This window comes from uncultured Ruegeria sp. (genome assembly GCF_947497005.1).
Lineage (GTDB): Bacteria > Pseudomonadota > Alphaproteobacteria > Rhodobacterales > Rhodobacteraceae > Ruegeria.
On the sequence record NZ_CANMFF010000002.1, the window covers coordinates 394,046 to 411,637 of the forward strand.

A 17,592-nucleotide genomic window follows, 5' to 3' on the forward strand; every position below is an offset into this window, starting at 1 on the left:
TTACCCTTTTTCCACGTCGGGGGCGTCAACGGCCTTCATGCCGACGATGTGATAACCCGAATCCACATGCAGGTTTTCACCCGTTACACCGCTGGACAGATCTGACAACAGATACAGCGCCGAGTTGCCAACATCGTCGATTGTCACGTTGCGGCGCAGGGGTGAGTTATATTCGTTCCACTTCATGATATAGCGGAAATCACCGATGCCGCTGGCGGCCAGTGTTTTGATCGGACCCGCTGAAATCGAGTTCACACGGATACCGTCTTTACCCAGATCTTCAGCCAGATATTTGACAGATGCCTCCAACGCGGCCTTGGCAACGCCCATCACGTTATAATGTGGCATGACCTGCTCGGCGCCATAATAGGTAAGTGTCACAGCGCTGCCGCCATCCGCCATCATCTTTTCAGCACGCTGCATCACGGCTGTGAAGGAATAAACCGACACATCCATCGTCAGCTTGAAATTTGCCCGGCTGGTATCGACGTAACGTCCGCGAAGCTCGTTCTTGTCAGAGAAGCCAATGGCGTGAACGACGAAGTCCAGTTTGCCCCATTTCTCCTCCAGTGCTGTGAAAAGCGCATCAATTGATGCTTCGTCACTGACATCACAGGGCAAAACAACTTCGCTGCCCAATTGCGCCGCCAGCGGGTCGACACGCTTTTTCAATGCATCGCCCTGATAGGAAAAGGCCAGCTCGGCCCCGGCATTCGACAAGGCGCGGGCGATTCCCCATGCGATTGATTTGTCATTGGCCAGTCCCATGATGAGGCCGCGTTTGCCGGCCATCAACTGATTTGACATGTTTGGTTCTCCGCCTGTCTTCGCGTTATGTTGAGTTGGTTTATGCCATTGGTAGCGTTGCTTCAAGGCCGTGCGCTCTTGCCCGCAGCGGGTTCTCGCCTTAGGTTCGGTGTTAATACTTTCCAGGGGATGGAAATGACCGAGCGTGATGGCATCTTTGCTGGCTCCGATCCGTTTGAAATAGCGGCTCGGTGGCTTGCTGAGGCGGAAGACAAAGAATTGAACGATCCGAATGCGATTGCGCTGGCAACCGTTGATCCAGATGGATTGCCAAATGCCCGTATGGTGCTGCTGAAGGATATCGAAGCGGATTCGTTCGTGTTTTATACAAACTATGAAAGCGCCAAGGCGAACGAGCTGGATTCAGCAGGAAAAGCTGCATTTGTCATGCATTGGAAATCTTTGCGGCGTCAGCTTCGTGTTCGTGGTACAATATCCCGCGAAAACGGGCCCCAGGCCGATGAATATTATGCGTCGAGGTCACTAAAAAGCCGTCTGGGGGCCTGGGCGTCGAAACAGTCGCAACCGCTTTCCAGTCGCGCCGCTCTGATGGCAGAGGTCGCGAAGGTGACGGCGAAACTGGGACCGAATCCGCCACGTCCTTCATTCTGGGGCGGGTACAGATTGACGCCGACAGAAATTGAATTCTGGGCCGATGGGGCGTTTCGCCTGCATGACCGGTTCAGATGGCAACGAATTGAGCCGGGATCGGCATGGCATGTTGAGAGGTTGAATCCATGACGTTCACGTGTCGTGAAATGCAACAAGCAGAAATCAAACAGTTTTTTCAGCTTGAATTTGCCTGCCATTCCCATAAACAACAAACCCTTAACGAACTGCAAAATTTCGCGATGGGAAAACCGTGCCAGAAGACCTGAACAATATGTATCGCGTCCGCGGACACGTAAAATGGTTCGACCCTGCCAAGGGTTATGGCTTTGTCGTGTCTGACGATGGTGGCCCGGATATTCTGTTGCACGTGAATGTTCTGCGCAATTTCGGCCAAAGCTCGGTTGCGGATGGCGCCGGTATCGAAATCATGACTCATCGCACGGACCGCGGTGTTCAGGCGGTTGAGGTGGTCGCCATTGATCCACCGGCGCGGACCGACTCGATGATGCTCGCCGATTTCGCCGAGCTGGATCCGGTGGTTATCGCAGAAGCGCCATTGGAAGCTGCACGGGTGAAATGGTTCGACAAAGGTAAGGGCTTTGGATTCGCAAACGTCTTTGGGCGTAACGAAGATGTTTTCCTTCACATCGAGGTGTTGCGCCGATCGGGGCTTGCCGACCTTCAGCCCGGCGAAGCGCTGGCAATGCGGGTAATCGACGGAAAACGAGGCCGAATGGCTGCACAGGTTCTGGCCTGGGAAGCTGCACTGGACGGCTAAATACGTATGAAACGGCTTCTGCTACTTTCGACTTTTGTTTTTGCGCTATGGACAGAAGTGGCATTCGCTGCGTGCACGACAGACCGAGTCACTCTTAGAAACGACAGTGCGACAGTGCGCTTTGACGTCGAAGTCGCGATCACACCACAGGAACGCTCCCGTGGGTTGATGTTTCGCGAGTCGTTGCCGAATCGATCCGGTATGTTGTTCGTATTTGATCCGCCGCAGCCTGTTGCGTTCTGGATGAAGAACACGCTGATTCCGCTCGATATGATTTTTCTGGATCGCACAGGCAAAGTGACGCGTGTGCACGAAGGCGCGATTCCCGGGAATCTTACGCCGATTGAAGGCGGTGATTCCGTTTTTGCAGTGCTGGAAATCAATGCCGGGCTGTCTGCTCGTTACTCAATTATGCCTGGCACTCAGATGCAGCACGAAATTTTTTCGCAGGGTCCTGCAATTTGGCCCTGTTAGGGCTTTTCAAATCAGATTGGCATCGTTAGGAAGGCGCACGGTCCGGGGCGTGGCGCAGTCTGGTAGCGCACCTGTTTTGGGTACAGGGGGTCGTAGGTTCGAATCCTGCCGCCCCGACCACTTCCATCAAGCTAATTCAGCGAGCCTCCCATTGTTTGGTAGAGCTCGCTGATGGCTTGGTCCAAGACCTTACTTTCAACCGGAACTTCGACCGCAGTGCCGGTTTTTTGCGGCACATTGAAGAAGACCTGTGCGTCCACGCGATATCCGACGTTTGTCTTCGTCGATGTAAGACGTATGACACTTTGAGGGAGGTCCTGAGGATGGCCATCATAATTCAGAATCAGGTAGGCTGCCGCATTGGGGGGCAAGAACTCGCTGCATTCAAAAGTTCGATTCCCGGTTTTCTCAAAAGATTCACCGGGGCCGGAACAATTGATTTCAAACGTATCGAACAACCGCTGAGGGTAGGTTTCGAACTGTGCGCTGCGTGACGCGATGGGCACATCTTGTGGTGTGCAAGCCACGATGAAGGCGATAGCCGGGAAAAAGTGGAACAACTTCATTCGTTTGAACCTTCTGACACCAGAGTGAACCATCCGGCGCAAATCGCGGGTCAGCTAGACCAAGTGAAGATGATTCTTTTTCACCTTAATCAGCATGGCGTTGGTTGATCAAATGCAGATAACTATGCTGGTAAAAACGGGAATTCGTTTTGAGACTTCGAGATGTCGGCGGAAATTTGCCGTGGACGAAGCTGTGGAGGAATCGGGACCTGCAGATGGGCAGGCTTCCGCTGCACTCCGGTCAACAAAAAAGATTTCAAAAATGGCTTAAAAAGGGCGTTGACCTTCTATGGTAACATACGCCAAATTGTATGAGCCAACGAGAATGCCACAATATCTGGTGTCTAAACCGGAACAGGCAGCGGGCGAGGGTCGGATAAGCACAGAAGATTAACGTGCAACCGCAATAGCGGTTTTTAAACTGTCTCAGACAGTGACCAATACCTTTGCGAGCTCTTCTCTGGGCGTTGCGGGCGACACCCTGCAACACAAGATTTGGTGTCGGGAATCGAAAATTGAGCTGTTTTAGTCAGGGCTGCGGACATGAAGATTGAGAGAAATTTTACCAAACCAGATCAGGATGCTTACGCAGAACTGGATTTTGTGTCCGCAACGTCTGAGATTCGAAATCCGGATGGTACAATTGTTTTTCGTCTCGACAATATCGAAGTGCCCTCAAGCTGGTCTCAGGTGGCCAGCGACGTGATCGCGCAGAAATACTTCCGCAAGGCTGGCGTTCCTTCCAAGCTGAAAAAAGTCAAAGAGAAAGACGTTCCCGAATTCCTGTGGCGCTCGGTCCCGGCAGAAGGTGCTGAGTTCGATGGGGAGACATCCTCGAAGCAAGTTTTCGACCGTCTGGCGGGTGCGTGGGCGTATTGGGGCTGGAAGGGTGGCTATTTCTCGACCGAGGATGACGCGCGCGCTTACTTTGACGAGATGCGCTATATGTTGGCGACGCAGCGCGCCGCGCCGAACAGCCCGCAGTGGTTCAACACCGGCCTGCACTGGGCTTACGGGATCGACGGTCCTGCACAGGGGCACCATTACGTCGACTACAAGACCGGCAAGCTGACAAAATCGAAATCCGCTTACGAACATCCGCAGCCGCACGCGTGTTTCATTCAGTCCGTTGATGACGATCTGGTGAACGAAGGCGGCATCATGGATTTGTGGGTGCGCGAGGCGCGCCTGTTCAAATACGGCTCGGGTACCGGGACCAACTTCAGCCATCTGCGTGCAGAAGGCGAGGCGCTGTCGGGTGGCGGCAAGTCCTCGGGCCTGATGGGCTTTCTCAAGATCGGCGACCGCGCCGCTGGCGCGATCAAATCAGGCGGAACGACCCGTCGGGCAGCAAAGATGGTAATCGTCGATGCAGATCACCCAGACATCGAAAGATTCATCGAATGGAAGGTGATTGAAGAGCAGAAAGTGGCCTCGATCGTTGCCGGTTCGAAGATGCACGAGAAGATGCTGAACGGCATTTTCGAGGCCATTCGCACATGGGACGGTTCTGCTGATGACGCTTATGATCCCAACGCAAACGACGCGCTGAAGAAGGCGGTTCGTGAGGCCAAAAAGGTCGCGATCCCTGAGACTTACATCAAGCGTGTTCTGGATTACGCCAAGCAGGGTCACGACAGTATCGAATTCCCGACCTATGACACGGACTGGGATTCGGAAGCCTACAGCTCGGTCTCGGGTCAGAACTCGAACAACTCGATCCGCGTGACCAATGCGTTCCTGAACGCTGTCGAGAAAGACGCCGACTGGGAGTTGATCAACCGCACCGATGGCAAGGTCGCCCGCACCGTCAAAGCGCGCGATCTGTGGGAGAAGGTCGGCCACGCGGCCTGGGCCTGTGCCGATCCGGGTATTCAGTTCCACGACACCGTCAACGAGTGGCACACATGCCCCAAAGACGGTGAGATTCGCGGCTCGAACCCGTGCTCGGAATATATGTTCCTGGACGACACGGCCTGTAACCTGGCGTCAATGAATCTGCTGACCTTCCTCAAGGACGGTGAGTTCCAGGCGGCCGATTACATGCACGCCTCGCGTCTATGGACCCTGACGCTGGAAATCTCGGTGACCATGGCGCAGTTCCCGTCGAAGGAAATCGCGCAGCTGTCTTACGACTTCCGCACGCTGGGTCTGGGATATGCCAATATCGGCGGCCTGCTGATGAATATGAGCTACAGCTATGACTCGGATGAGGGCCGGGCGATCTGTGGTGCACTGACCGCGATCATGACCGGTGTGGCTTATGCAACCTCGGCCGAGATCGCCGGTGAGCTTGGCCCGTTCAAAGGTTATGAGCGCAACGCCGACCACATGCTGCGTGTCATCCGTAACCATCGCCGTGCGTCGCAAGGTGTGACCGAGGGTTATGAGAAGCTGGCGGTGAAGCCGGTGCCTTTGGACCACGGCAACTGCCCGGATAAACGTCTGGTTGATCTGGCCATGTCGGCCTGGGATGAAGCGCTGAGCCTTGGTGAGAAGAACGGTTATCGCAACGCGCAGGCCACCGTGATCGCCCCAACAGGCACCATCGGTCTGGTGATGGATTGCGACACCACTGGAATCGAACCGGACTTTGCGCTGGTCAAATTCAAGAAGCTGGCCGGTGGCGGCTACTTCAAGATCATAAACCGCTCGGTGCCTTCGGCGCTGGAAAAGCTGGGATATTCCTCGGCGCAGATCGAAGAGATCGTGGGCTACGCGGTCGGCCACGGCACCATCGGCAACGCGCCGGGGATCAACCACACCTCACTGACCGGTCATGGTTTTGGTCCGAATGAGTTGGCCAAAGTGGACGCCGCGCTGGAAAGCGCATTCGACATCCGCTTCGTCTTCAACCAATGGACCCTGGGCGAGGACTTCTGCACCGGGGTATTGGGCATCCCGGCCACCAAGCTGAACGATCCAACTTTCGATCTGCTGCGCCATCTGGGGTTCACCAAAGCGGATATCGACGCAGCCAACGACCACGTTTGCGGAACCATGACGCTGGAAGGGGCGCCGCACCTGAAGGAAGAGCATTATTCGATCTTCGACTGCGCCAACCCGTGCGGCAAGAAAGGTAAGCGTTTCCTTGGGGTTGATAGCCACATCACCATGATGGCAGCGGCGCAAAGCTTCATCTCGGGTGCGATCAGTAAAACGATCAACATGCCGAATGACGCGACCATCGAGGATTGCCAGAAGGCCTATGAGCTCAGCTGGTCGCTGGGTGTGAAAGCTAACGCGCTCTATCGTGACGGCTCGAAACTGTCGCAACCACTGGCGGCAGCGCTGGTCGAGGATGATGACGAAGCGGCGGAAATTCTGGAAAGCGGTTCGTCTCAGGAAAAAGCCGTCGTTCTAGCCGAGAAGGTGATCGAAAAGGTTGTGGTCAAAGAGATCATTCGCAGCCATCGTGAGAAACTGCCGCATCGTCGCAAGGGCTATACCCAGAAGGCAATCGTTGGTGGCCACAAAGTATACCTGCGGACCGGTGAATTCGAAGACGGTCAACTGGGCGAGATTTTCATTGACATGCACAAGGAAGGCGCAGGCTTCCGGGCAATGATGAATAACTTTGCCATCGCGGTCTCGGTCGGCCTGCAATACGGTGTGCCGTTGGAAGAGTTTGTCGACGCCTTCACCTTCACCAAGTTCGAACCGGCAGGGATGGTGCAGGGCAACGACTCGATCAAGAACGCGACGTCGATCCTTGATTATATCTTCCGCGAACTGGCCGTGTCTTATCTGGACCGCACCGATCTGGCCCATGTGAAACCCGAAGGCGCAAGCTTTGATGATTTGGGTCGTGGCGAGGAAGAAGGTGTCTCGAACGTCTCGGAGATCAGTGAAACTGCGGCGTCCAAGTCCTTGGAAGTGCTGAAACAAATCAGCTCAACCGGCTATCTGCGCAAGCGCCTGCCGCAAGACCTGGCCGTGTTCAACGCAGGGCAAGCTGAACTGAACGGCTTGGCTGAGGCCGCGCCTCAGTTTGAGGCCAAGACTGAGATGACCGTTGTGGGGGAAGTGTCTACAGGAATGGACGCCCGTACCAAAGCCAAGATGCAGGGCTACGAAGGTGACCCTTGCGGCGAATGCGGCAACTACACGCTGGTGCGCAACGGCACTTGCATGAAGTGCAACACCTGCGGCGCGACAAGCGGGTGTAGTTAAAGAATAACGCCCCGGCACCCCGGGGCGTAGGGGTCGGACGCTGCCCTTGGTTACCGACCCCGACGAATACGGAGTAAAGGTTTGAGACTTACCAAATGACCTTTCTCCACTCGGCCGACATGCCCGTGTTGGCCGGGAACAGGGTGGGGCGGAATATTTGCTCTTTCCCACTCTTTCACGGGGCGGGTGCGCTCGCCCCATGCGCAGTCCAGGCCGCAGGCAAAAAAATACCGGGCGGTCAACGAAATGAGCCTGGAAGGCGAAACTGACAGGGGGCTTCGGCCCCCTTTCTTTTTTGCGTTTCCGAGTCGCCCAAAATAAGCGCCACTCTGCCGGATCGGAGATGTTTCGTCGGGCGAGACCCGCCGACACTCGGCGTACCCGTTTTTTCCGGCGGTCTATCGCAAACCCGACTCGGCCAAACACGCAAAGATTGGCGTGAATTTTCAAAAATCGCGTAATGCGGGTGACGTTTATACCTGCCTTGGTGTTTCTGGGTCCTGTCTAGACGCAAACATAATCAACTTGTTCAGGAGGCATCGAAATGAAACCGCACTATTTGATAGGGCTATCCATCGCAGCTTTGGCCGTGCCGGGCGTGGTTCTGGCCCAATCCGCCGCCGACGCCAACGGTGATGGCGTTTTGACAATCGAGGAAGTTCAGTCCGTCGTGCCAGAGGTCGACGCCGATACATTTTCGGTCATGGATGCCAACGGCGACGGCGCGTTGGACGCGGATGAAATTGCGATCGCGCAGGAAGCGGGATTGCTGCCACCCAGCAATGGGTAGCGCTTAGAAAACGGGCGGCCCGATGTATTTCGGGCCGCCCTTTCATTACTTTACGCGGGCAAGTGAATGTTGAACCTTTCGCGAAGTTTCGCATCCAGAAGCGGGTCGAACTTTGCAACAGAAGGCGCGGACAGGATTTCTTCCTTGCGTGCTGTTGCCTTCTCCACCAGATCTGGTTTGCCAAGCTCAACCCATTCCTTGGGCGAAGATCGGTCGCCAAATGTCGGGTAGACGTAATCCGCCTGCATTCGGCTCAGCGTCGCATCTGTTCCCAGATAATGGCCGGGGCCACCCATGCATACCGAAGCAATCTGATCCAGCGCCAAGGTTTCATCGGTGACCTCGATCCCGCGAACGCAACGCTGCGCCTGTCCGATCAAATCGTCACTCAGGATGAGGCTTTCAAAGCAGAAACCCAGCAGGGATGCGTGCATGCCAGCAGCCTCGTAAACCATGTTCAGCCCAGACAGGCCCGCCATCACGTTCGAACACATCTGCTCCCATCCGGCCTGCATGTCGGGCAGCTTCGAATCTGACGCACCGGCTGCTGCGCCTCCCGGCAAATCATAGAATCGGTGCATCTGTGCGCAACCAGCCGTCAGCAAGGCTTGTTCGCCTGAACCGATGGACATTGCGCCTGTTCGCAGATCCAGACCAAAAGGCCAGGTGCCAAAAACTGCAGGAGCCCCGGGGCTTACAGCATTTACATAAACCAAACCCGCAAGGCATTCTGCGGTGGCTTGGGCGATTGCTCCGGCAATGGTCGATGGCGCGGTGGCCCCGGCCATCCCCGCTGACAGCAGCAGCACCGGCATCCCGGCCTTTATGCACTCCTCCATCACTTCGCAGCTTTCGGTCGCGAATTTCATCGGTGGAACGACGAAGCAATTCGAGTTCGACACAAAAGGGCGCGCGCGATATTTGTCTTCGCCGCCTGCGATCATGTAGATCATCTCCATCGAGGGGGCGACGTGGCTGGGTTCGGTAAAGGACGTGCCGAGATGTTTGAACGTACCGGAACAGCCAGCGTAAATCGTGTTCAGGTCCATTTCTAGGTTGTCCGCGATATCGCGACACACCATTGGGCGTTGAACAAAGTGAATATTATCAAGCTGTTGGCAGATGCGCGCGGCATCGTGCAGGTCTTGCACGGTTGAGTCTCGATATTCGCGTCCATGAACGTCGACCATGGAAACGGCAGCGCCAGCCGTGCCGTAATGTACTTTGGTACCCGCCAGTTCCAGGTCGTTTTTACCGTCGCGGCTGTACAAAGTGACCGACCGGTTCGCTTTTGCAATCGTATCTTCAACAAGGGCGCGTGGAAAACGGATACGGCCGTCGTCACCCAAGGTGCAGCCCGCATTGATCAGGTAATCAATTCCGCTTTGCGGGGCGTCGGCAAGACCAATGGTCTCAAGTGCGGTCAGTGCCGCGTGGTGGATGCGTTCGATCTGTGTCTGGGTCAGAACGTTCAGAACGCCGCCTTCCATTCCAGGGCGGACGGGGCGCAGATGTTCTGGCAGTGCGGATGCGCGGGCGGCGCGACGCGCGGCGCGTCCACCACTGCGCGTAGTGCTGCGGGTTTGGTCGTTCATTTTGATAATCCGGTCGTTGAGAGATGTCTTAGGGTGTCAGAACGTGCACCCATGAGGCCGCCCTCGTGCGGCACGCCCACGGTCCGCACCAATGGTGCGACTGATCAGGCTGATTTTCCAATCGTGGTCTGTCATTCTGCCTCTCAACGTCTTCAGCCAGAATTCCAAAACGCAACGACGCAATCTGTTCTGTTTGCGACCTCTGTGGATATTACTTCCGCGAATATTTGCCCAATACGCCTCGGGTGGAAAGTTGGGCGAGTTTTTCTCCCGCATTAGCAGAAATCTGTTATACTGCATTCACTTACTTTTGAGCTCTACAACCTTGGAATTGAATTCTGGCTAAGCCGATCCCAGATAAAGTACTGTCCAGACTCTTGATCTGAAGCCCGAGCGAGCATGCATTGAACCCGACTGTGAAACCTCTTTCCGTTCTGATTGCTGCGGCCCTGATCGCAAGCGCTAACCCGGCTTTGGCAGAGGATTGGACAGGCGGTTACGCGGGGTTCAGCTTTGGCTATGCAGATGCAGATGGGCCAGGCGGATCAAGCGGCGATGACACCGCTATTGGGGCGCATCTCGGCTATGATCAGGATTTCGGGAATTTCGTTCTGGGCGGTGAACTCGAATACAATCGCCTGTCCCTGAACCTCGGCCAATCTCAGGGCAGTCTTGATAGCATGACCCGATTGAAGCTGCGCGGTGGGTATGATTTTGGCAGCGCACTGGGGTATGTCGTCATCGGAGCAGCACGGGCCGAAACATCTGTTGATAGCGATACGGCTGCCGTTTACGGAATCGGCGTCGCCTATCCGATTGGAGAGAACTTTGTCATTAGCGGCGAGGCTCTGCGGCAAGACTTCGACGATGTCACCCGATCCACCGGCGGTTTGGATTCGAACGTCTTTAATCTGCGCACAACGTTCCGCTTTTAAGAAAATCTACTCAGCCGCGTGTTGTCTTGCACGTTGAGTCGCGAAATCACACAATGTTTTCAATGCGCTGGAGAATCTTTCATCATCCACAGTCATGGCGACCCGAATGTGTCCGGCGGTGGCCATACCAAAACTTTCACCTGGCATAACGGCAATCGCGTGCGTGTCGAGCAGGGCGTTGGCAAAGCCTTCACCTGACAGCCCGGTCGCGCGGATATCCAGCATCAGATACATGGCACCTTGGGCGGGGACCAATCCCACGGTGTTTTGTGCCGCCAGTATATCCATTGCCAAGGCACGGCGTCGGCGGAATGGGGCGGCAATCTTCTCTTCCAGTTCAGCCCCTGCGGTCAGAGCGAAACTGGAAGCATCCTGAACAAACCCAGGTACGCCGTAGGTGGTGTGCGTGGCCAGATTGATCAGGTGGCTGATGACCTCTTCCGGTCCGACAATCCATCCACATCGTGAGCCCGTCATGGCGTGGGATTTGGACATTGAGCCAACCACCAACGTCCGTTCTGCCATGTTTGGCAGTGCACGTGGAGACAGGTGTTCGCCCTCCCAGACCTGCGTGTCATAGACCTCATCCGAGATCAGCCACAGGTCATGGCGTCGACAAACCTTGGCGACTGCCTCTAGAGAGTGATGGGAATAGACCACTCCGGTCGGATTGTTCGGTGTATTGATCAATAACGAAACCGCGCCATCTGCAACCGCATCGATCCACTCGGCCTTGGGCTGAAAGGCGTCCTCGGCGGTGGTCTGAACCGCGCGGGCAATGGCACCAACACCTCGAATCGTACCGGGGTAGGTGGCGTAAAAGGGGTCAAGGAACAGACCAATATCACCGGGGTCGCACACGGCCATATGTGCCGCGAACAGGGCTGCCTGTCCGCCCGGCGTGATGAGGACATTGTTGCGCGTGGTCGGAACGCCGGTGCGTGTCTGAACCCGCGCGGCGACCGTATCACGCAACAAATCCGTGCCGGGCACCATCGCATAACCGGTGTGACCGCTACGGGCTGAAAGGTCCATCGCCTGTAGAATCGAAGGATCGGTCCGGATGTCATGCTCACCAATTGTCAGTTCGGTTACGGCATGTCCTTCGCTCAGCATCCGGCGTGCCCGGTAAAACACGTCCCAACCGTCGCTGCCACCGCCCGTGATTTGCGTGATGCGTTCAGACAATTTCATAACATCGCCCCTGGATTGCTTTGCGCTGAATGGGGCAGAGCGTTGGCCGTTTGTCAATCAGCTTCGCGGTGGCAATGTCGCCTGAACCTTTTTTGTCAATGATGCACGGACGAGGTCATAAGAAACTGTCAAACGATGTCGCATTTCGTCTGTTTCCGCGTCAAACGGAAGGCGGACCCAACTGCGGTGGAAATAAGGGGCGTTCACACCAACACCAGCGTCAATCACCATCTGCGCCGTTTCCACGTCGGGCGTTTTGACGGAGACGCCATCATTTGTTGTACCGATACAGGCGAACATCTTACCACCGATTTTCCAGGCGTCATGCCCACCACCCCAGGGGTCTGAACACTCGGCGCCGGGGAATTCCTTGCAGATTGAATTGATGTAATCTCGGTCCATGACCGGCACTGTGCCGAAACGTTCGAGCAAACTCAATGCTTGGCATAATGCGGTACCCATGCTAACCGATGGGTCATGAACCCGGTGACCTGCATCATTATCTGCTGCATTACCTGCTGATATATCAAGCGGGCCGGTTTCTTTCGTTTTCATCCCCGAGACAAGTTGCTAAGCCCGCGCCAACGCGCAAGCCTTTGCTGTTTCTGAGGAGCCCGACCGATGACGACGATCAAGCTGCACAACACGCGGACGCGGACGAAGGAAGACTTCCTACCGATCGACCCTGATAACGTGCGGATGTATGTCTGTGGCCCGACAGTCTATGACCGCGCGCATCTGGGCAACGCCCGTCCGGTGGTTGTTTTTGACGTGCTGTATCGTCTGTTGCGCCATGTCTATGGCGCAGAGCACGTGACCTATGTGCGCAACTTCACCGATGTGGACGACAAGATCAACGCCACGGCGCTGGCGCGCAAAAAGGCTGGGGCAGAGGGCACGCTGGAGCAACTGGTTCAGGAACGGTCCGATGAGACCATCGGCTGGTATCTGCACGACATGGGCGCGTTGGGCACGTTAGAGCCCAACGAGATGCCGCGCGCGACACAGTACATAGACCAGATGATCGCAATGATCGAAGACCTGATTGCCAAGGGCCATGCCTATGCCGCCGAGGGCCACGTATTGTTTGCGGTGGACAGTTGGAAGAACAGCTATGGCAAGCTGTCGGGCCGCTCGGTCGATGACATGATCGCCGGTGCTCGGGTCGAGGTGGCACCCTACAAGAAGAACCCGATGGATTTCGTTCTGTGGAAACCTTCGACCGACGAACTGCCGGGCTGGGACAGCCCGTGGGGTCGGGGGCGTCCGGGGTGGCACATCGAATGCTCGGCCATGAGCTATGAGTTGTTGGGCGAGAGCTTTGATATTCATGGTGGTGGCAACGACCTGATGTTCCCGCACCACGAGAACGAGATCGCGCAGAGCAAGTGCGCGCACCCGCATGGTGAATTCGCGCGGGTCTGGCTGCACAATGAGATGTTGCAGGTCGAAGGCAAGAAGATGTCCAAATCCTTGGGCAATTTCTTTACCGTGCATGATCTGTTGGAGCAGGGCGTTCCGGGCGAAGTTATCCGGTTCGTTTTCCTGCAGACGCATTATCGCAAGCCGATGGACTGGACCGAGAAGAAGGCCCGTGAGGCAGAGGCGACGCTGCGCAAGTGGCGGGCGCTGACATCGGGCATCGAACCCGCTGCCAGCGCGGCACCTGAAGTGATCGCAGCGCTGAGTGACGATCTGAACACAGCAGGTGCCATGGCCGAGCTTTACCGTCTGGCGTCAGATGGTGACGCCGCGGGATTGCTGGCAAGCGCACAATTGCTGGGCCTGCTGCTGCCTCAGATGGGAGGTTGGGCGGACACGGCGTCCATAGACCTGAGCGCCCATGCGGACCGTTTGGCGAAGGCGCGCGCATCTGCAATGCAAAACAAGGATTTCTCGGAGGTCGATCGCCTGAAGGCGGCGTATCTTGCGGCAGGGCTTGAGGTTCGAATGAGCAAGGAAGGTGTTGAACTGGTGCCGGGCGCGGGCTTTGATGCGGCCAAGCTGGAGGAGGTCTGATGACCAGAGAACGCCTCTATCTTTACGACACAACGCTGCGTGATGGGCAGCAGACGCAGGGTGTGCAATTTTCAACCGCTGAGAAGGTGCAGATCGCACAGGCGCTGGACGCATTGGGGGTGGACTATATCGAAGGCGGTTGGCCCGGTGCCAACCCCACCGACAGCGCGTTTTTTGAGGCGGCCCCAAAGACCTCGGCCCGCCTGACGGCCTTTGGAATGACCAAACGGGCAGGGCGTTCGGCTGAGAATGACGATGTGCTTGCGGCCGTGATGAATGCAGGTACGCAAGCCGTATGTCTGGTTGGCAAGTCGCATGATTATCACGTCACCCATGCGCTGGGTATCTCGCTTGAAGAGAACACCGAAAACGTCCGCGCCTCGGTGGCGCATATCGTGGCGCAGGGGCGTGAAGCCCTGTTTGATGCGGAACACTTCTTTGACGGATACAAGGACAACCCGGAATACGCGACAGAAGTTTGCCGGGCCGCGCTTGACGCGGGCGCGCGTTGGGTTGTGCTGTGCGATACCAATGGCGGTGCGTTGCCGTCCGAGGTTGGCCGGATTGTGTCCGAGGTGATCGCGGCAGGCCTGCCCGGCGATCGGTTGGGCATTCACACTCACAACGATACCGAGAATGCGGTCGCGTGTTCGCTGGCGGCGGTTGAATCTGGTGCGCGGCAAATTCAGGGAACGCTGAATGGATTGGGCGAGCGTTGTGGCAATGCGAACCTGACGGCCCTGATCCCGACACTGCTGCTGAAAGAACCTTATGCGTCGCAGTTTGAAACCGGTGTCAGCCTCGATGCGTTGGCCGGATTGACCCGCATCAGCCGGATGCTGGATGACGTCCTGAACCGTGTTCCCAGCAAACAGGCGGCTTATGTTGGGGCCTCGGCCTTTGCGCATAAAGCGGGGTTGCACGCCAGCGCGATCCTCAAGGACCCGTCGACTTATGAGCATGTGGACCCTGCAAATATCGGCAATGAACGTATCATTCCGATGTCGAACCAGGCTGGTCAGTCGAACCTGCGCAAACGCCTGACCGAAGCCGGGTTGAGCGTCGAAGCCGGTGATCCTGCGTTGGGCCGAATCCTTGAACGGATCAAGGCCCGCGAAGCGGATGGATATTCCTATGACACCGCGCAGGCCAGTTTCGAACTTCTGGCGCGGGACGAACTGGGGCAATTACCCGAGTTTTTCGAGGTCAAGCGGTATAAAGTCACCGTTGAGCGGCGGAAGAACAAATACAACAAGATGGTCAGCCTGTCCGAGGCTGTCGTTGTTGTGAAAGTGGATGGCGAGAAGAAGCTGTCCGTCAGTGAATCCATGGACGAGTCCGGCAGCGACAGGGGGCCTGTGAACGCGCTGGCCAAGGCGTTGGCCAAGGACTTGGGGCAATACTCGCAGATATTGTCGGATATGCGCCTTGTCGATTTCAAGGTGCGTATCACACAGGGCGGGACCGAAGCGGTGACACGCGTGATCATCGACAGCGAAGACGGTCAGGGGCGACGCTGGTCGACCGTAGGCGTAAGCGCGAACATAGTTGATGCATCCTTTGAGGCGCTGTTGGATGCGATCCAGTGGAAACTGGTCCGTGATTGCGATCCGCAACAGGCAGCAGCCGAGTGAGTGTGGTCTTTGACGATGACGTCAAAGCCTGTGCCGCACTGGTGCAGAGGGCTGATCCCGACCGATTCCGCGCTGTGATGGCTGCACCAGTTGCGGCCCGCGCTGCCTTGTTCCCGATCTACGCGCTGAATGTTGAAGTTGCGCGCGCACCGTGGGTGACTCAGGAGACCATGATTGCCGAGATGCGGCTGCAATGGTGGCGCGATGCGTTGCAGGAGATTGCCGACGGGACGAACGTCCGCAGGCATGAAGTGGTGACGCCTCTTTCAAGAGTTCTGTCGTCGCACTTGGCTGGTATTTTAGACGAATATGTCGCTGTAAGGCGTTGGGATATTTATCGGGATCCGTTTGAAGATCAGGCGCATTTCGATGCGTATATCAACCACAGCGCCGGGTCACTGTTCGTTGCATCAGCTCAGGCGTTGGGAGCAGCGGACGAGGATGTGTTGCGTGATTTCGGGTATGCTGCAGGGGTTGCGAATTGGCTCCGCGCCATTCCAGAGCTGGAAAAACGGGGGCGTATACCGCTGTTGGACGGGACTCCGGACGGGGTGCGCCGTTTGGCGCAATCTGCACTGGACCGGCTGTATCACGCCAGACTGAACCGGGTAGACGTATCATCTGAGGCGCGTCCGGCGCTTTACGCAGGATGGCAGACGGAGCGGGTTTTGAAACAGGCAATTTCCCAACCCGAGCGGGTCGCCGCGGGTGCGCTTGAACCGGGTGAAATGCGGCAGCGTTTGTCGCTGATGTGGACTGTTGCCAGCAGGCGCTGGTGATCAGACCCGTGCCGGATCCGCAGGCCGCAACACCAGCCACAGCAAGGCGCCACCTGCCAGTGTCAGCAAGGGGATCATCGCAAGGTTAACGGCAGTCCATCCTTCGATTGCGGAGCCGCCCGAGCAGTTCATCAATCCTCCGGAAGCCAACGAAGCCAAGGTCACGCCGCCAAACACAAGCAGGTCGTTCAGCCCCTGCATCCGGCCACGTTCCTGCGGTTCATGCGAGGCGGCAAGCATGGTTGTTGCGCCGATGAAGCCAAAGTTCCAACCCACGCCCAGAAGAACGAGAGCGAGGAAAAAATTCCCGAGCTCGACACCTTGCAAGGCGACCAGACCCGCTGTGGCAAGGATAGCCAGACCCAACGCCACGATCTTTTCAACTCCGAACCGAGCGATCAGGTGACCTGTGAAAAAGCTGGGGACATACATTGCCAGAACGTGGCTGGTGACAATGTCGGCCGCATCGTTGGCAGAGAACCCACATCCGACAACGGCCAACGGTGTCGATGTCATCACAAGGTTCATGAGCGCGTACGATACCATGGCGCAAATGATCGCTACGGCGATACGCGGTGTTTTCAGCAACTCCAGCCGCGACCGCCCTTTGGGTTCATCTGCTGTGGGTTTTGCAGGCGTCGGAATGTCGAGAAAGAAGAACAGGGCCGAACCCAGAACGTTGATGCCGATTACGGCCAGATAAGTTCCCAGAAATGGAATGACATAAGCTTCGGAGGTTAGCTTAACGATCTGAGGACCGATGATGGCGGCTGCCAACCCGCCAGCCATAACGTAGGAAATCGCCTTGGGGCGGAAATTGTCTGATGCCGTATCTGCTGCTGCAAATCGGTAGAACCCATGTGCGCTCATATAGATGCCGGTCAGCAGGCTTCCGACAAGGAAGATCGGGAAAGAGCCCAGGAAAAGGCCATACGCACCGATCAGCCCCCCCAATGCGCCGGCCGTTGCCCCTACCAGGAATCCAACGCGACGTCCCCATTTCTGCATGATGGCTGAGATTGGCGTGGCCGCCAGCATCGATCCCAGAACAATCAGGGAAATGGGCAGCGTTGCCAGACAGGGATTTGAGGCCAAAGACTGACCCGCAAGCCCACCGACGATGAACATCATGGGCATCTGGGCGCCCAGAATAGCCTGTGCCGCCACCAGGACAGCGACGTTGCGTTTGGCCTGACGGTCATCGGGAAGGGTTGAGCTCATGGTCATGAGCGAATG

15 protein-coding genes and 1 tRNA gene are annotated in these 17,592 nt (G+C 56.6%); 10 read left to right on the plus strand and 6 right to left on the minus strand.

The features are described from left to right. On the minus strand, positions 1-807 hold the full coding sequence (gene fabI / locus Q0816_RS04370) for an enoyl-ACP reductase FabI (RefSeq protein ID WP_298848023.1): 807 nt from the start codon (positions 805-807) through the stop codon (positions 1-3). Positions 808-942: 135 nt separating this feature from the next. On the opposite strand from fabI, the gene pdxH reads away from it, so the two are divergent. The 4 genes from pdxH to Q0816_RS04390 all read left to right on the plus strand — a co-directional run bounded on the left by pdxH (position 943) and on the right by Q0816_RS04390 (position 2,791). After that, complete coding sequence (gene pdxH / locus Q0816_RS04375) at positions 943-1,548, plus strand: pyridoxamine 5'-phosphate oxidase (RefSeq protein WP_298848025.1); 606 nt, start codon at positions 943-945, stop codon at positions 1,546-1,548. A 121-nt stretch (positions 1,549-1,669) separates the two neighbouring features. Continuing rightward, positions 1,670-2,197 (plus strand): cold-shock protein, encoded by a 528-nt coding sequence (locus Q0816_RS04380; RefSeq protein WP_298848026.1) that lies wholly within the window; start codon positions 1,670-1,672, stop codon positions 2,195-2,197. 6 nt (positions 2,198-2,203) lie between these two features. Then, positions 2,204-2,671, plus strand: a complete 468-nt coding sequence (locus tag Q0816_RS04385) for a DUF192 domain-containing protein (RefSeq protein ID WP_298848028.1) — start codon at positions 2,204-2,206, stop codon at positions 2,669-2,671. 43 nt (positions 2,672-2,714) lie between these two features. After that, positions 2,715-2,791, plus strand: a tRNA-Pro gene (locus tag Q0816_RS04390). 11 nt (positions 2,792-2,802) lie between these two features. On the opposite strand, the gene Q0816_RS04395 is transcribed toward Q0816_RS04390, so the two are convergent. Further along, positions 2,803-3,237 carry a hypothetical protein gene (locus tag Q0816_RS04395; RefSeq protein WP_298848029.1) on the minus strand — a complete coding sequence of 145 codons (435 nt, stop codon included), beginning with the start codon at positions 3,235-3,237 and terminating at the stop codon, positions 2,803-2,805. A 543-nt stretch (positions 3,238-3,780) separates the two neighbouring features. On the opposite strand from Q0816_RS04395, the gene Q0816_RS04400 reads away from it, so the two are divergent. Continuing rightward, positions 3,781-7,410, plus strand: coding sequence for a vitamin B12-dependent ribonucleotide reductase (locus Q0816_RS04400; RefSeq protein ID WP_298848031.1), 3,630 nt, complete (start codon positions 3,781-3,783; stop codon positions 7,408-7,410). A gap of 544 nt (positions 7,411-7,954) precedes the next feature. Beyond that, on the plus strand, positions 7,955-8,200 hold the full coding sequence (locus Q0816_RS04405; protein ID WP_298848033.1) for a hypothetical protein: 246 nt from the start codon (positions 7,955-7,957) through the stop codon (positions 8,198-8,200). A 50-nt stretch (positions 8,201-8,250) separates the two neighbouring features. Here Q0816_RS04405 and Q0816_RS04410 read toward each other — a convergent pair whose 3' ends face one another. Next, complete coding sequence (locus Q0816_RS04410; RefSeq protein ID WP_298848035.1) at positions 8,251-9,795, minus strand: trimethylamine methyltransferase family protein; 1,545 nt, start codon at positions 9,793-9,795, stop codon at positions 8,251-8,253. A 416-nt stretch (positions 9,796-10,211) separates the two neighbouring features. On the opposite strand from Q0816_RS04410, the gene Q0816_RS04415 reads away from it, so the two are divergent. Then, positions 10,212-10,730 carry an outer membrane beta-barrel protein gene (locus Q0816_RS04415; RefSeq protein WP_298848036.1) on the plus strand — a complete coding sequence of 173 codons (519 nt, stop codon included), beginning with the start codon at positions 10,212-10,214 and terminating at the stop codon, positions 10,728-10,730. Positions 10,731-10,736: 6 nt separating this feature from the next. On the opposite strand, the gene Q0816_RS04420 is transcribed toward Q0816_RS04415, so the two are convergent. Together Q0816_RS04420 and Q0816_RS04425 are read right to left on the minus strand one after the other, a co-directional pair. Further along, entirely contained in the window at positions 10,737-11,924 is a 1,188-nt protein-coding gene (locus Q0816_RS04420; protein WP_298848038.1) for a pyridoxal phosphate-dependent aminotransferase, read from the minus strand. Between the two features lie 57 nt (positions 11,925-11,981). Further along, positions 11,982-12,326, minus strand: coding sequence for an MmcQ/YjbR family DNA-binding protein (locus Q0816_RS04425; RefSeq protein ID WP_298848039.1), 345 nt, complete (start codon positions 12,324-12,326; stop codon positions 11,982-11,984). 219 nt (positions 12,327-12,545) lie between these two features. Here Q0816_RS04425 and cysS point away from each other — a divergent pair, with 219 nt between their 5' ends. Genes cysS through Q0816_RS04440 form a run of 3 tightly spaced genes read left to right on the plus strand, consistent with a single transcriptional unit; the run spans position 12,546 to position 16,356 of the window. Further along, positions 12,546-13,943 (plus strand): cysteine--tRNA ligase, encoded by a 1,398-nt coding sequence (gene cysS / locus Q0816_RS04430; RefSeq protein ID WP_298848041.1) that lies wholly within the window; start codon positions 12,546-12,548, stop codon positions 13,941-13,943. Next, positions 13,943-15,577 carry a citramalate synthase gene (gene cimA / locus Q0816_RS04435; RefSeq protein ID WP_298848043.1) on the plus strand — a complete coding sequence of 545 codons (1,635 nt, stop codon included), beginning with the start codon at positions 13,943-13,945 and terminating at the stop codon, positions 15,575-15,577. Before cysS ends, cimA begins: the two co-directional genes overlap by 1 nt. Before the next feature lie 2 nt (positions 15,578-15,579). Further along, positions 15,580-16,356: a squalene/phytoene synthase family protein gene (locus Q0816_RS04440; protein ID WP_298848166.1), complete on the plus strand. Its 777-nt coding sequence runs from the start codon at positions 15,580-15,582 to the stop codon at positions 16,354-16,356. Here the strand turns inward: Q0816_RS04440 and Q0816_RS04445 are convergent, their stop codons facing one another. Further along, the gene (locus Q0816_RS04445; protein WP_298848045.1) at positions 16,357-17,583 is read right to left on the minus strand and encodes an MFS transporter; all 1,227 of its coding nucleotides are present in this window, start codon (positions 17,581-17,583) and stop codon (positions 16,357-16,359) included. Between the last annotated feature and the right edge of the window lie 9 nt (positions 17,584-17,592).